Here is a 1,374-nt window from a genome sequence, read left to right as displayed (position 1 = left end):
GAAATAAACAAATTGCTGAAACACAACAAGACAACTTCCATCTAAATGGAGGGATTTAGCCCCTAAAATAAGCAAAACTGCAGCTATCTTGCATTAACGATTGCGTATCAAGGAAACCAGCACTAAACTTGGCGTCAAATGAAAATTCGTCAGCAAAGAGTGCCTAATGCCCTCCATACTCGTTTTAAACGGTCCGAACCTTAACTTACTAGGCAAACGTGAGCCGCACATTTATGGTTCAGAGACCCTTCAAGACATCGTAACCCGCCTCGAGACGCATACAGAAGGCACGACGTTATCAATCAAGCATTTTCAAAGTAACGCTGAGCACGAACTCATTGAACATGCACATGGAGCAAGAGAGAGTGACGTATGCGCCATTATTATTAACCCTGGAGCATTTACGCACACCAGCATTGCATTGAGAGATGCGCTTTTGGCAACAGATCTTCCTTTCTATGAAGTGCACATTTCAAATGTACATGCTCGCGAAGAGTTTCGACATAAATCTTATTTTTCTGACAAAGCGGTTGCCGTCATCTGCGGCCTCGGAACTCACGGATATGACGCAGCAGTCCTATCCGCCCTCCGAACTGCGCAATCGTAAGTGGCCTGAGAGAGAAAACTATGGATATCCGCAAGATAAAAAAACTAATTGAACTAATTGAAGACTCAGATGTAGAGCTTCTCGAAATCACCGAGGGAGAAGAATCGATTAAGATTTCTCGCCGCTCAAGTCAAGCAACCGCACACGCCGCTGCACCGACTCCAAATCCTGTCATACAGGCGGCACCTCCAACCACGACGGAACCGGATCAAACAACAGAACAAGCACTTCCTACGATCAACTCTCCAATGGTCGGCACGTTCTATCGCTCCCCCTCACCAGAAGCGCAACCGTTTGTTCAAGTGGGTCAGGAAGTAAATGTGGGTGATGTGCTCTGTATCGTTGAAGCCATGAAAATGATGAACCAAATCGAAGCAGATCGGAGTGGCACGATTTCAGAGATCCTGATCGAAAACGGAGCACCTGTCGAGTTCGATCAACCGCTATTTAGCATTTCGTAATAGGCCAGCCCTCAATCATGCTTAGAAAAGTACTTATTGCGAACCGCGGAGAAATCGCGCTGCGAATTCTTCGTGCGTGTAAAGAAATGGGAATCCCCAGCGTCGCCGTGCACTCCAAAATTGATCGGGATCTCATGCATGTTCGTCTCGCCGACGAATCAGTTTGCATTGGCGGCAATCAGCCCACAGAGAGCTACCTGAATATCCCAGCGATTATCAGCGCAGCAGAAGTGACCAATGCTGATGCTATTCACCCGGGGTATGGTTTTTTAGCTGAGAACGCAGATTTCGCTGAACGAGTGGAGC

The 1,374-nt window shown here is 47.2% G+C and carries 3 protein-coding genes; all 3 read left to right on the top strand.

Going from position 1 to position 1,374, the window contains the following annotated elements:
* Positions 1-166: 166 nt before the first annotated feature.
* The gene (aroQ, locus tag A3750_RS17470; protein WP_068548522.1) at positions 167-607 is read left to right on the top strand and encodes a type II 3-dehydroquinate dehydratase; all 441 of its coding nucleotides are present in this window, start codon (positions 167-169) and stop codon (positions 605-607) included.
* A 20-nt stretch (positions 608-627) separates the two neighbouring features.
* A complete protein-coding gene (accB, locus tag A3750_RS17465; protein WP_068458413.1) occupies positions 628-1,068 on the top strand; it encodes an acetyl-CoA carboxylase biotin carboxyl carrier protein in 441 nt (146 codons plus the stop codon).
* A 17-nt stretch (positions 1,069-1,085) separates the two neighbouring features.
* Positions 1,086-1,374, top strand: a 289-nt coding sequence (locus tag A3750_RS17460) for a biotin carboxylase N-terminal domain-containing protein (protein ID WP_304440208.1), incomplete at its 3' end; no start/stop codon positions are given.

The sequence above is a fragment of the Oleiphilus sp. HI0079 genome, from assembly GCF_001635105.1.
This window is presented reverse-complemented; position numbering and strand designations above follow the sequence as displayed.

Excerpts from the sequence above, each read along its gene's own strand:
- aroQ (WP_068548522.1), top strand. The coding sequence starts at position 167 with ATGCCCTCCATACTCGTTTTAAACGGTCCGAACCTTAACTTACTAGGC.
- accB (WP_068458413.1), top strand. The coding sequence starts at position 628 with ATGGATATCCGCAAGATAAAAAAACTAATTGAACTAATTGAAGACTCA.